Here is a 13,045-nt window from a genome sequence, read left to right on the forward strand (position 1 = left end):
ACCGGGCGGCGGCCTCACCCGAGTCGAACGCCCGCTCGGAGCTCGCTGAGCGCCCGCTCAGCGCGCGTCCGTCGTCGACGCGCCGAGCACCGCGAGCAGTGCGCGCGCCTTGATGCGCGTCTCCTCGACCTCCTCCTCGGCGACCGAGAGGGCGGTGATGCCGCCGCCGGTGCCGATCGAGGCGCCGTTCGGACCGAGCACGATCGAGCGGATGACCATGGCCAGGTCGAGGCTGCCGTCGACGGCCAGGTACCCGAAGGCGCCCGAGTAGACGCCGCGGGGTCCTGCCTCGAGCCCGTGCAGGATCTGCATCGCGCTGTGCTTGGGCGCGCCCGTCATCGAGCCGGCGGGGAACGCGGAGCGCACGGCGTCGAGTGCGGTGAGCGGATGCCGCAGCCGGGCGCGCACCGTCGACACGAGCTGGTGCACGTGCGGGTACTCCTCGACCGCGAGCAGGCTCGGCACGCGCACGGTGCCGAGCTCGGCGATGCGCCCGAGGTCGTTGCGCATGAGGTCGACGATCATGAGGTTCTCGGCGCGCTCCTTCTCGCTCCCGAGGAGCTCGCGTCGCAGGCGCCGGTCCTCGACGGGGTCGGCGTGCCGCGGCCTGGTGCCCTTCATGGGCTTCGTCGACACGATGCCGTCGCGCGAGACGTGCAGGAACAGCTCGGGCGAGGCGCTCAGCAGGGCGTGGTCGCCGAACCTGAGGTAGCCGCCGTGGTGCGTCGGGCTCGAGGCTCGCAGCGCGAGGTAGGTGCTCGCCGGGTCGGGCGTCACGTCGATGTCGACGCGGTTCGTGAGGCAGAGCTGGTAGGCATCGCCGCGACGGATCGCCCGCTGGCATTCGTCGATGAGCCGCGTGTAGGTCGCCGCGTCGTGCCGCCAGCGGGCGGTCGGTGCGTTCGGTGCCGTCGGTGCCGTCGACCGCGCCCGATCAGGGCGAGCGGATGCCGGCGGCTCCGCCGACATCGCGGTCGCGGAGTCGGCGCGCCCGGCGTCCGCCCGGACGGTCACCCAGACCTCGGCGAGTTCATCGGCCCAGGCCTCGGATGCGCCGTCGCCGCCGTCGCTCCGCTCGACGCGGGCGTCGCCGCCGGAGTCGTCGCCGCGCCCGTCGTCGCACAGCCAGACGAGGTCTGCCGTGCGCGACGCGTGATCGAACACGACCGCGCGGTCGACCCAGAGGAACGCTGCGTCAGGCGTGTCGGTCTCGGCCGCCGGAACCCCGACGAGCTCGGCGCCCAGCTCGTAGCCGAACCAGCCGTACCAGCCGAGCGGGCCGCCGCCCGGCCCCGCGGGCGGGTCGTCGCGCGCCACGCCCGCCGCACTCGCGGCCACGTCGACGCGGTGCGCCGCGAGCCGTTCGCCGAGCGCGTCGAACAGGTCGTCGACGCCGCCCGGCCGCGTCAGCGTCGGGCCTTCGGGAGCCGCGGGCCAGGTCGTCGAGATCGTGCCGGCCGCGACATCCGCCGTCAGCATCACCGAGCCGGCGTGCGCCGATGCGAGCACGCTGACGCCGCTCGTGGCGTCGGAGCCGCCGTCGAGCCACACGACGTGCGTGGCTTCGGTGCAGTGCGCGCGGAAGAGCAGGTGCGGATCGGTCCACCCGTCGAGGCGGCGGCGTCGGATTCGGCGCGGCATCCGTTCAGCCTATGTCGTGCGCCGCCCGTCGAGGCGCCCACCGGTGATGGCGACCTCGCGGTCGACGAGTCGATCGTCGACGGGCGCGTGCGAGATGACGAGCACCGTGCGTCCGGCGTCGCGCGCCGCGTTCACGAGATCGCGCATGAGCTCGTCGGCCTGCACGGCGTCGACGTTCGCGGTCGGCTCGTCGAGCACGAGCACCGGGAACCCGGCGAGCACGGCGCGTGCGAGCGCGATGCGCTGCGCCTGCCCGCCCGACACGAGCGATCCGCGCTCCCCGACCCGCGCGTCGAGGCCGCCGCGCTGCTCGGCCCAGTCGCGGAGGCCCACGCGTTCGAGCGCGTCGAGCAGGTCGTCGTCGGTCGCGCCCTCTCGCGCGAAGAGCAGGTTCTGGCGCACGGTCTCGTCGAAGAGCCACGGGCGCTGCTCGACGAGGCCGACGATCCTGCGGAGCGCGTCGGGGTCGAGCGCACGGGCCTCGACGCCGCCGACGCGGTACGAGCCGCCGTAGTCGAGGAACCGCACGAGCACGTGCGCGAGCGTGGTCTTGCCGGCGCCCGAAGGCCCGCGCAGCAGGACGCACTCCCCCGGTGCGAGGTCGAGGTCGACGTGCTCGAGCGCGGTTCCGGATGCCGCATCGAGCCGTCGCGATGCGCCGTCGCCGTCCACGTCGCCGTCCATGGTGGTCGGAGTCTCAGGGGTCGCGGAGGCCTCTGGGGCCTCAGGGCGCTCGCCGACGGCGGGCCACGAGGCGCGCACACCGCGGAGGCCGATCGCGGGCGGCCCGTCGCCCGTGGGCGGATCGGCGGGCTCCTGCGGCGGCACCGGAATGCCCTCGGGAACCCGCGCGGGGACCGCCGACTCGACGCGCGCGGCGCTGGCGCGTGCCTGTCGACGCGCGGTCGCGGCGAGCGGGATGGCCGCCGCCACCTCGGCGATCGCGAGCGGCACGAGGGCGAGTACCGCGAACACCGGACCGCCGATGCGCCCGTCCTCGAGCAGCGGCGCCGCGGCCGCGAGGCTCGCGGCGACGGCGAACCCGCCGATCGCGGTCATCGAGGCGGATGCGGCGCCGGCCGCCATCACCCTGGCCCGCGTCGCGCGGGCGAGGCGTTCGCCGAGGCGTTCGATGCGGGCTCGGCTCGTCTCGGCGGCATCGAAGGCGACGAGCACGTCCACGGATTGCACGTGCTCGAGGACGGCCGCCTGCAGGGCTCCCCGGAGGGGGGCGAGCTCCCGCTCGGCTCTGGCCGCGGCGAACGACTGGGCGAGGAGCGTCAGCCCGACGCCGATCACCAGGCAGGCGAGCACGGCCAGGGCCGAGGCCGGCGCGAGGATCGCGACGCCGACGACGGCGGCGACGAGCACCACGGCCGCGCTCACGAGCGGCTGGACGACGCGCAGGGGCACGTTCTGCAGCTCGTCGACGTCGTCGACGAATCGGGCGAGCAGGTCGCCGCGCCGTGCGCCGGCGAGGCCGTCGGGCGCGACGGGCAACATGCGTTCGAAGACGCCCGTGCGGATCGCGGCGAGCTGTCGGAACGACGCGTCATGCCCCGTGAGCCGTTCGAGGTACCGGAACACGGCGCGTCCGAGCGCGAATGCGCGCACGCCGACGACCGCGACCGACAGGTAGAGCACGGGGGGCTGCTCGGCGGCGCGGGCGATGAGCCACGCCGAGCAGGCCAGCAGGGCGATGGCCGAGAGGCCCGATGCGATGCCCGAGAGCACCGACGGTGCCAGCCGCCCGGCCGGCGGGATCGCCGCGCGGAGCATCGCGGAGCCGGCTGCCGCGGCGCGCGCAGTCGCCCCGGTTTCGGCGGCCCTGGGGGCGGCACGCGTGGGGTCGGCGGAGGCGCGGTCGACGGTGCGGCGTTCAGACATGCGCACCCGCCAAGGCGATCGTGCGGTCGGCCGCGACGGCGACGCCCGCCCGGTGGGTTGCGACGAGCACGGCGTACCCCTCGTCGGCGAGCTCCCTGAGGCCGGCCGCGATCGCGGCCTCGTGCGCCGGATCCTGTGCGGAGGTCGGCTCGTCGAGCAGCACGATGCCGGCCTCGGTCGCGAGGGCCCGGTGCAGGGCGCGGGCGATCGCGACGCGCTGCGCCTGCCCGCCCGACAGCCCAGTGCCGCCGGCGCCGAGCGGCGTCTCGGGGTCGAGCCCGACCTCGGCGAGGCGCATCGCGCGCTGCCCGATTGCGACGTCGGCCTGCTCGGCGCCGAGGCGCACGTTCGAGAGCACGGTTCCGGCGAAGAGCGTCGCGCCCTGCGGCGACCACGCGATCGCCGCGCGAGTCGCGGGTCCGGGGCGCTCGCCGTTCACGAGCGCGTCGCCCTCGATCGGCGTGAACCCCAGCAGACCGGCGAAGAGACTCGACTTGCCGACCCCACTCGGGCCCGTGACCGCCACGAGCTCCCCCGGTCGCGCTGCCAGATCCACCCCGTCGACCACGACCGCGCCGTCGCGAAGCACGCGAACCCCGGTGAGCGAGACCCCCGCAAGCGCCGCACGGTCGGCCGCGGAGGTCACCACGGCCGTCGCGGCATCCGGAACCACCTCGCGCCCGGCGCTCGACGAAACGGCCGCCGATCGCCGCGCGGCCGCGAAGAGCTCGAATGCGTCGTCGGATGCCGCGACGCCCGCGGACGACGCATGGAAGGCCGCCCCGACGTTGCGCAGCGGCAGGAAGATGTCGGGCGCGAGGATCAGCACGAACAAGCCGGGCAGGAGCCCGATCTCGCCCCACACGAGCCGGAATCCGATCGACACCGCCACGATCGCGACCGACAGGCTGGCCGCGAACTCGAGCGTGAAGCCCGACAGGAAGGTCACGCGCAGCACGGCCATCGTGCGCTTGCGGAAGTCGTCGGTGACCGATCGGATGCGCGAGACCTGCCGCTTCGCGCGGCCGAACACGATGAGCGTCGAGAGCCCCCCGACGACCTCGAGGAACCCGTGCGAGAGCGACGCGAGCGAGTCGTACTGACGCCGTTGCACGGCTTGCGTGGCCATGCCGATGAGCGCCATGAACACCGGGATCAGGGGCAGCACGATCACGAACACCAGCCCCGAGAGCGGGTCGGCCCACCACGCGATCGCGATCAGGATCGGCGTGGCGACGACCGTGAGCACGAGCTGCGGCAGGTACGACCCGAAGTACGCGTCGAGCGCGTCGAGGCCGGGGCCGAGCAGGGTCGTCGTGCGCGCGCTCGAGAAGCCCGGCACTCCCGCGGGCGAGCCCTCGACGGCCACGAGCACGTCGCGTCGCAGTTCCTGCTTGACGCGCAGCGCGCCGGCCGAGCCCACCAGCTCCCACGCCCACGCCGACAGCGCGCGAACGGATGCCGCGCACACGAGGAGCACGAGCAGGGGCCACGCCCGAGACATCCGCTCGCCGTCGATGAGGCCCGCGATGAGGGACGCGAGCGCGTAGGCCAGGGCGACGGTGGCGGCCGCCTGCAGGAGCGCCAGCAGCGCACCGACGACGAGGAAGCTGCGGGCGGCGCGCGAACGCCGCACCAATCGTGGATCGAGGGGTTTCACGTCAGTGCGCGACCGCCGCCTCGACCGATGCGCGCGAGACGCGCTTGCGGAACACCCAGTACGTCCAGCCCTGGTAGAGCAGCACGATCGGCAGGGTGAACAGCGCCACCCAGCTCATGACCGTGAGGGTGTACTCGGTGCTCGACGCGTTCTCGATCGTGAGGCTGTTCGCCGGATCGTTCGAGGCCGGCATCACGTCGGGGAACAGCGCCGAGAACAGCGCCAGCACGGCCGTGGCCACCGTGATCGCGAGCAGCGTGAACGCGATGCCCTCGGCCCCGCGCAGGTTGGCGAGCCAGCCGCCGATGAGCGCGAGGGCGGCGACCGCGGCGAACACCCAGAACCAGAACGTGCCGAACGCGAAGCCGGTCCAGAGCAGGAAGCTCGCGGCGACGACGATCGTGATCAGCCCGGAGCGGACCGCGAGACGGCGGGCCCGCTCGCGCAGGTCGCCCTCGGTCTTGAGCGAGGCGAACACGACCCCGTGCGTGAAGAAGAGGAGCAGCGTCGTGAGGCCGCCCAGGAGCGCGTACGGGTTCAGCAGCGTGAACAGGTTGCCCGTGAAGTTGTGGTCGGCGTCGAGCGGGACGCCGGCCACGATGTTGGCGAACGCGACGCCCCAGAGCAGCGCGGGCACGGCCGAGCCGACGACGATCATGCCGTCGAACCACGCCTTCCACTTCGAGTCGGGCCGCTTGTGCCGGTACTCGAACGAGACGCCGCGGGCGATGAGCGCGAGCAGGATCAGCAGCAGCGCGAGGTAGAACCCCGAGAACAGCGTGGCGTACCACTCGGGGAATGCCGCGAACAGCGCGGCGCCCGCGACGATGACCCACGTCTCGTTGAGGTCCCACACGGGGCCGATGGTGTTGATCAGCACGCGCCGATCGGTGTCGTCCTTGCCGAGGAACGGCAGGGACATGCCGACGCCGAAGTCGAACCCGTCGAGCACGAAGTACCCGACGAACAGGAACGCGACGATCCAGAACCAGAGTGTTGCGAGATCCATCTTCCGTCGCCTCCTAGTAGACCGTCGTCGCGGGTTCGATCTTGCCGGTCTCGGGGTCCGGCTCGCCCACCTCGGGCGGCCCCTTGCGGATCGCCTGGATGATGAGCCGCACCTCGACCACCGCGAGGATGCCGTAGATCAGGGTGAAGGCCACGAGCGAGATGAGTACCTCGAGTCCGGTCACATACGGCGAGACGCCCGACTCGGTCTTCATGAGGCTGAACACGATCCAGGGCTGGCGGCCCATCTCGGTGAAGACCCACCCGACGCTCATCGCGAGCAGCGAGAGCGGGAAGCTCCAGATCGCGACCTTCCAGACCCATGCCTGCTTCGGCATGCGGCCCTTGCGGGTGACCCAGAGCCCGACCACGGCGATCACGACGTGCAGCAGGCCGAGGCCGATCATCCAGCGGAACGCCCAGTAGGTGACCCAGAGGATCGGGGTGTAGTCGCCCGGGCCGAACTGCTGCGTGTACTGCGCCTGCAGGTCGTTGATGCCCTCGACGCAGCCGTCGAACGTATGCGTCGACAGGAACGACAGCAGGTACGGAATACGGATGGAGAAGAGTTCGCTGGACCCGTCGGGCGTGCCGAGGGTGAAGATCGAGAACGAGGCGTCGGCGCCGCAGACCGTGTCGAACGTGGCCTCCGCTGCGGCCATCTTCATGGGCTGGGTCGCGACCATCGCGAGGCTCAACTGATCGCCGAACAGGGTCGTGAGGATGCCGGAGCCGATCATGAGCCAGAGGCCGTACTTGAGCGCCGGCCGCATGGTGTCGATGTGCTGGTTGCGGGCCAGGTGCCAGGCCGCGGCACTGATGATGAGGCCGGCGGCGACCATGAAGCTCGCCGCGATCGTATGCGGGAACGCCGCGAGCGCAACCCGGTTCGTGAGCAGCGCGCCGATGTCGACGAGCTCGGCCCGACCGCTCTCGGCGTTCAGTTCGAAGCCGACCGGGTTCTGCATGAAGGCGTTCGCGGCGAGGATGAAGTACGCCGAGAGAATGGTGCCGATCGCCGTCGCCCAGATCGTGGCGAGGTGGATGCCGCGGGGCAGCTTGTCCCAACCGAAGATCCAGAGGCCGATCATCGTCGCCTCGAAGAAGAAGGCGAGCAGGCCCTCCATGGCGAGCGGGGCGCCGAACACGTCGCCCACGAAGCGCGAGTACTCCGACCAGTTCATGCCGAACTGGAACTCCTGCACGATGCCGGTGACGACGCCCATCGCGAAGTTGATGAGGAAGATGTTGCCGAAGAACCGCGTGATGCGCAGGTATTCGGCCTTACCGGTGCGGTACCACGCCGTCTGGAACACCGCGGTGCTGGTGGCGAGGCCGATCGTGATCGGCACGAAGAGGAAGTGGTAGACGGTCGTGAGACCGAACTGCCACCTTGCGAGCAACAGCGGATCGAGCAGGTCGTTCACTGGAGTCCCTTCCACACGCCGTCGGCTTCGCGAGCCGTTCTTCTACAGAGCGTAGAACATTCAGGCTCGCGGCGGTAGTCTGGAGCCATGGCGAGTCTTGGCGAGTTGGAGCGCTCCGTGATGGAGGTGCTCTGGAACAGCGACGCCGACGTGTCCGCGAACGAGCTCCGCGACGCCCTCGTGCTCCGCCCCGACTCGAGCGGCCGCGCCGTCGCCACCACCACCGTGCTCACGGTGCTCTCGCGCCTCGAGCGCAAGGGCTTCGTCACGCGCTCGCGCGACCAGCGCCCGCACCGCTATCGCGCCCTGCTCTCGCGCGAGGAGCACACCGCCGAGCTCATGCACGAGGTGCTCGACCGTTCGAGCGACCGCGACGCCGCACTCGCCCGCTTCGTCGGCACCGTGAGCGACCGCGAGGCCGCGACCCTGCGCCGGCTCCTCGACGAGCTCGCGCACCACTGACCATGGTCGCGCTCGCCGCCGTCCTCGGCGCGTTCGCCGTGGCCCTGGCCTGGCCGGTGCCGTTGGCCCTCTCACGCGCGACCTGGCCCTCCCGCTCCCCTGCGCTCGCGCTCGCGCTCTGGCAGGCGATCGCCCTCGCGGGCGCGCTCTCGATGATCGGCTCGCTGCTCGCGTTCGGCGCCTCTCCTGCCGGGTCCCTCGCCGCGGCCGTCGACCACCTGGTGCCCGCTGCGCTGCACGGGGCGATCCCCGCCGAGTACGCGATCGTGCACCTCGCGTCGATCACGCTTGCGATCGGCCTCGCGATCCACCTCCTCCTGAACCTCGGGCTCACGGCCGTGCGCGCCGAGCGCGAGCGCCGCCGCCAGCACCAGCTCATCGCACTCCTCGGCGACCCGATGCCCGGCGTGCCGCGCATCCGGGTGCTCGCCCATCCCGAGCCGCTCGCGTACTGCGTTCCCGGCATCCGCACCGCGACCGTGCTGACCGACGGCCTCGTCGACGCGCTCGAGCCCGACGAACTCGCCGCCGTGATCGCCCACGAACGCGCGCACCTCGACCAGTTCCATCACCTCGTGCTGCTGTCATTCCGCGCCTGGCACAGCGCGCTGCCGTGGTTCCCGATCGCGAACCGCGCCGAGCGCGCGGTCGCGCTGCTCACCGAGATGCTCGCCGACGACGACGCCAGGCGCGAGGTCGGCGACGACACGCTGCGCTCCGCGATCGTGCTCGTGGGCAGCTCGGGCGAACCCGGCGCATACGCCGACTCGGGCGGCATCTCGCCAGATCACGCGATGCTCACCGCTCGCCTCGCTCGCCTGAGTGTCACCCCGTAGCGTGACTCGGAATCACCCCCGAGTCTGATGCGACCCCCAGCGGCCGCGGATACGCTCGAACGATGAACGAGATCCTCGACTGGATCCTGAACACGGTGCAGAGCGTCGACCCCGTGGCACGCACGCTGCTCGCCGGGCTCGGCATCATGTTGGAGACCTCGGTGCTGATCGGCCTCGTCGTTCCCGGCGACACGATCGTGCTCGTCGCCTCGACCGCGGTCGACGGGGTCGTCGAGTACCTCGCACTCACCCTCACGGTCATCGTCGGCGCGCTCGTCGGCGAGAGCATCGGGTTCGCGCTCGGCCGATGGTTCGGCCCGCACATCCAGCGTTCCCGGCTCGGACAGCGCATCGGCGACCACAACTGGCGCCGGGCACAGGTCTACCTCGCCCGACGCGGCGGCCCCGCGGTCTTCGTCTCGCGGTTCCTGCCGGTGCTGCACTCGCTCATCCCGCTGACGGTCGGCATGAGCGACATGCGCTACCGCAGGTTCATGGTCTGGACGATCCCCGCCTGCGTGCTCTGGGCGTTCGCCTACGTCTCGGTCGGGTCGGCCGCGGCCGGCGGCTACCGCGAGCTCAGCCGCGACCTGCACTGGGCCGGCTACCTCTTCGTCGCGGTGATCGTCGCGTTCCTCATCATCGTCTGGGCGGTGAAGCGCTGGCTGGTGCGCTCCGAGGCACGGCACATGACGGAGGTCGCGCCGGAACGGCCGAAGGGGCCGGAGACCGAAGTCCCCGACCCCCGCGCGGTCGACGGAGCCTAGATCAGCCCCTTCTCGGTGAGCCAGTCCTTGGCGGCCGTACTGGCCGAGGCCTTCTCGTCGCCCTCGACCCGATTGCGCAGGTCGATCAGGTCGTCGGTCGTGAGCTCGGCCGAGACGGCGTCGAGCGCCTTCTGCAGCTCATCGGACGCGATCTTGCTCGAGAGCAGCGGGATCACGTTCTGGGCGGCGATCAGGTTCTCGGGGTCCTCGAGCACGACGAGGTCCTTCGCCTTCAGGTCGGGCGACGTCGTGTAGATGTCGGCGACCTGGACGGTGTCGTCCGTCAGCGCCTTGACCGTGTCGGGTCCGCCGTAGTCCTCGTACGGAACGAACGTGACATCCGAGACGCCGTAGACCGATGCCAGACCAGGGATGCCGTACCCGAGCTCGGCGAACTGCGGGTTGGCGCCGAGGCTGAACGGTTGCACGGCGGCGAGGTCTCCGATGGACGTGAGGTTGTTCGCGGAGGCGAACTCGCTCGTGACGACGTAGGCGTCCTTGTCCTCGGCCTCGGCCGAGGCGTAGACCACCAGGTCGTCGGCGGCGACCGCGTCGACCAGTGCGGCGTCGACGTCTTCGGTCGTGCGCTCGGCGAACTCCGTGTCGTAGTACGCCAGCAGGTTGCCGTTGTACTCGGGGATCAGGTTGATCGACCCGTCCTGCAGCGCCGGGATGGTCTGCTGGCGCGGCCCGATGTTGAACTTCGTGGAGACGTCGAAGCCCTGCGCGGTGAGCGCCTGGGCGTAGATCTCCCCGAGGATCTCGCTCTCGGGGAATGCGAACGAACCCACGACGATCCCGTCGCCACTGGCGCCGGCGGAGCCGGTCTCGGGGGCGGTGGGATCTCCCGAGGCGCACCCTGCCAGAGCCACGATGGCTCCGACCGCGACAACGCCTGCGGCGATCCGGCCCTTCTTGAACATGCTCATGTCATTCCCTCTCTTGGTTCGGTGTTCCCACCGTCGCCGGCTGACGCTGTGCCTGCCGACGCACCGCACTCCGACCAGTGTCGCGTGAACCGCCGACACCCGGGGTCGCAGTGAGTTTCTGGATGACCGCGAAGACGCCGTCCACGAGGAGGGCGAGCGCGGTGATGAGGATGGCGCCACCGAGGATCCTGTTGTAGTCGTTCAACCCGATTCCGCTGGAGATGATGCGCCCGAGTCCGCCGAGGCCGACGTACGACGCGATGACGACGGTGGCGATCACCTGGAGCACGCCGGATCGCAGGCCGCCGACGATGAGCGGGAGCGACAGCGGGATCTCGACCTTGACGAGGATCTGGAGTTCGGTCATGCCGCTCGCACGGGCGGAGTCGATGGTCTGCCGATCGACGGACTCGAGCCCCGAATAGGCGCCGGCGAGGATCGACGGGATCGCGAGCAGCACGAGCGCGATCATCGTGCCGAGGAAGTTCGCCGTCGTGCTGACCATCGAGTAGCCGAGGACCATCGTGAGGAAGAACAGCACGCCGAGCGTCGGGAGGGCGCGCATGCCGCCCGTGAACGAGATGACGAACTGGCGACCCCTGCCCGTGTGGCCGATGTAGAAGCCGAGCGGGAGCGCGATCACCGCTGCGACCAGGACCGCGACGAAGGTGTACAGCAGGTGCTCGGCGAGGCGGTCCTGGATGGGCAGGGGCGACTGGGCTCCGGCGACCCAGTTGGCCGGGTCGAAGATCCAGGCGAACGCGTTGAAGAAGAGGTTCATCCGGGCCCTCCCGCCGTGATCGGCAGGCGCATCGTCTCGGCCTGGGCCGACGTGGTCCGGTCCTTCCGGTTCCACGGGAGCAGCAGGCGGCCGAGCAGCACCAGGATCAGGTCGAAGACGAGCGCGATGAGCAGGCTCGCGACGATGCCGGTCACGACCTCCTCGAGGATGCCGCGCTGCTTGCCGTTCGTGAACAGGTAGCCGAGGTTCTCGGACCCGATCAGCACACCCACCGAGACGAGTGCGATCGTCGAGACGGAGACGACCCGCATGCCGGCGAGCAGCACCGGTCCCGCGAGCGGGAACTCGACCCTCCAGAACTGCTGCCACCGCGAGTACCCCATCGCGAGCGACGCCTGCTTGACGTCGCCGGAGACCGACGAGAACGCGTCGGCGGCCGCGCGCACCATGATCGCCACGGCGTAGATCGACAGCGCGACGATGAGGTTGATGTCGCTCAGCACCTTGGTGCCGAGGATCGCCGGGAGGATCACGAACAGCGGCAGGGACGGGATCGTGTAGAGCAGGCTCGTCGAGGTGATGATGATGGCGCGCGCGGTGCGCCCCGTGACGGCGATGCGGGCGAGCGGCACCGCGATCACGAATCCCACGATGATCGGCACGACGCTAAGCCGAACGTGGTTGACCGTCAGGGTCACGACGAGGTCGAAGTTCGAGATGACCCAGTTCATGAGGCGTTCGCGTCGGGCGACGCACCGTCTGCGACCGATGCCCGGTCGGCCTCGATGAGGCCGGCCGGACGGCCCGACTCGTCGACCACGAGGATCCGACCGCTCACCGGGTCGCGCGGTTCCAGCCTCAGCCGACGCTGACCGCGGTCGGCCCCGATGAACGAGGCGACGAACTCGTCCGCGGGGTTGGCGAGCACCTCGGCGGGCGTGCCGACCTGGGCGATGATGCCACCGGTGCGGAGGATCACCATCTGATCGGCGAGGGCGAACGCCTCGTCGATGTCGTGGGTCACGAACACCACCGTCTTGTCGAGTTCCCGCTGGAGTCGCCGAAGTTCGGTCTGGAGCTCGAGCCGCACGATCGGGTCGACCGCGCCGAACGGTTCGTCCATGAGCAGGATGTTCGGGTCGGCCGCGAGGGCTCGTGCGACCCCGACCCGCTGCTGTTGTCCGCCCGACAGCTGGCGCGGGTACTTGTCGGCCAGCCCGCGGTCGAGCCCGACGGTGTCGAGGAGTTCGAGCGAGCGCGCGCGGGCCGCCGACTTCGTGACGCCGCGGAGCAATGGCACCGTGGCGACGTTGTCGACGATCCGACGGTGCGGGAGCAACCCGCCGTTCTGCATCACGTATCCGATGCTGCGTCGCAGCCGCACCGGATCGACGGTCGCGACATCCGTGCCGTCGACGAGCACCTGACCGCTGGTCGGGTCCACCATCCGGTTGATCATCCGCAGGAGCGTGGTCTTGCCCGATCCGGAGGAGCCGACGAGCACCGTGGTGGTGCGCGGCTGGATCACGATGTCGACGTGCTCGATCGCGAGTGTGCCGTCGGGATACTGCTTCGTGACACCGCGGAACTCGATCATGGCCGCCTCACAACCCGTTCGAACGATCGTTCGAACTCGAGCCCCCAGCCAAACACCTATTCGGGCACGAGGCAATCTGGAGGGTCCGC

General features: G+C 70.9%; 12 protein-coding genes. 3 read left to right on the top strand and 9 right to left on the bottom strand.

The window, feature by feature from the left end; all coding sequences use genetic code 11:
* Positions 1-57 precede the first annotated feature (57 nt).
* From pabB to ATC03_RS11440, 5 genes are read right to left on the bottom strand one after another with little or no spacing between them, the layout of a single operon-like run.
* On the bottom strand, positions 58-1,641 hold the full coding sequence (pabB, locus tag ATC03_RS11420) for an aminodeoxychorismate synthase component I (RefSeq protein WP_067877048.1): 1,584 nt from the start codon (positions 1,639-1,641) through the stop codon (positions 58-60).
* Positions 1,642-1,650: 9 nt separating this feature from the next.
* Positions 1,651-3,528 carry an amino acid ABC transporter ATP-binding/permease protein gene (locus tag ATC03_RS11425; protein ID WP_227820079.1) on the bottom strand — a complete coding sequence of 626 codons (1,878 nt, stop codon included), beginning with the start codon at positions 3,526-3,528 and terminating at the stop codon, positions 1,651-1,653.
* Positions 3,521-5,164: a thiol reductant ABC exporter subunit CydD gene (gene cydD / locus ATC03_RS11430; RefSeq protein WP_227820080.1), complete on the bottom strand. Its 1,644-nt coding sequence runs from the start codon at positions 5,162-5,164 to the stop codon at positions 3,521-3,523. The genes ATC03_RS11425 and cydD overlap by 8 nt, the downstream gene beginning before the upstream one ends.
* A gap of 25 nt (positions 5,165-5,189) precedes the next feature.
* Positions 5,190-6,197 carry a cytochrome d ubiquinol oxidase subunit II gene (gene cydB / locus ATC03_RS11435; protein ID WP_067877053.1) on the bottom strand — a complete coding sequence of 336 codons (1,008 nt, stop codon included), beginning with the start codon at positions 6,195-6,197 and terminating at the stop codon, positions 5,190-5,192.
* 13 nt (positions 6,198-6,210) lie between these two features.
* Complete coding sequence (locus ATC03_RS11440; RefSeq protein ID WP_067877056.1) at positions 6,211-7,623, bottom strand: cytochrome ubiquinol oxidase subunit I; 1,413 nt, start codon at positions 7,621-7,623, stop codon at positions 6,211-6,213.
* 87 nt (positions 7,624-7,710) lie between these two features.
* Here ATC03_RS11440 and ATC03_RS11445 point away from each other — a divergent pair, with 87 nt between their 5' ends.
* From ATC03_RS11445 to ATC03_RS11455, 3 genes are all read left to right on the top strand, one after another.
* Positions 7,711-8,085: a BlaI/MecI/CopY family transcriptional regulator gene (locus ATC03_RS11445; RefSeq protein WP_067877060.1), complete on the top strand. Its 375-nt coding sequence runs from the start codon at positions 7,711-7,713 to the stop codon at positions 8,083-8,085.
* Between the two features lie 2 nt (positions 8,086-8,087).
* Positions 8,088-8,921: a M56 family metallopeptidase gene (locus ATC03_RS11450; RefSeq protein ID WP_067877063.1), complete on the top strand. Its 834-nt coding sequence runs from the start codon at positions 8,088-8,090 to the stop codon at positions 8,919-8,921.
* A gap of 62 nt (positions 8,922-8,983) precedes the next feature.
* Complete coding sequence (locus ATC03_RS11455; protein WP_067877066.1) at positions 8,984-9,688, top strand: DedA family protein; 705 nt, start codon at positions 8,984-8,986, stop codon at positions 9,686-9,688.
* Here the strand turns inward: ATC03_RS11455 and ATC03_RS11460 are convergent.
* From ATC03_RS11460 to ATC03_RS11475, 4 genes are read right to left on the bottom strand one after another with little or no spacing between them, the layout of a single operon-like run.
* On the bottom strand, positions 9,685-10,617 hold the full coding sequence (locus ATC03_RS11460; protein ID WP_067877069.1) for an ABC transporter substrate-binding protein: 933 nt from the start codon (positions 10,615-10,617) through the stop codon (positions 9,685-9,687). The genes ATC03_RS11455 and ATC03_RS11460 overlap by 4 nt on opposite strands.
* 1 nt (position 10,618) lies before the next feature.
* Positions 10,619-11,398, bottom strand: coding sequence for an ABC transporter permease (locus ATC03_RS11465; protein WP_067877071.1), 780 nt, complete (start codon positions 11,396-11,398; stop codon positions 10,619-10,621).
* A complete protein-coding gene (locus ATC03_RS11470) occupies positions 11,395-12,090 on the bottom strand; it encodes an ABC transporter permease (RefSeq protein ID WP_067877075.1) in 696 nt (231 codons plus the stop codon). The genes ATC03_RS11465 and ATC03_RS11470 overlap by 4 nt, the downstream gene beginning before the upstream one ends.
* Complete coding sequence (locus ATC03_RS11475) at positions 12,087-12,956, bottom strand: ABC transporter ATP-binding protein (RefSeq protein WP_067877078.1); 870 nt, start codon at positions 12,954-12,956, stop codon at positions 12,087-12,089. Before ATC03_RS11475 ends, ATC03_RS11470 begins: the two co-directional genes overlap by 4 nt.
* Positions 12,957-13,045: the final 89 nt, after the last annotated feature.

Origin of the sequence: Agromyces aureus (assembly GCF_001660485.1) — a bacterium.
Taxonomy (GTDB): domain Bacteria; phylum Actinomycetota; class Actinomycetes; order Actinomycetales; family Microbacteriaceae; genus Agromyces; species Agromyces aureus.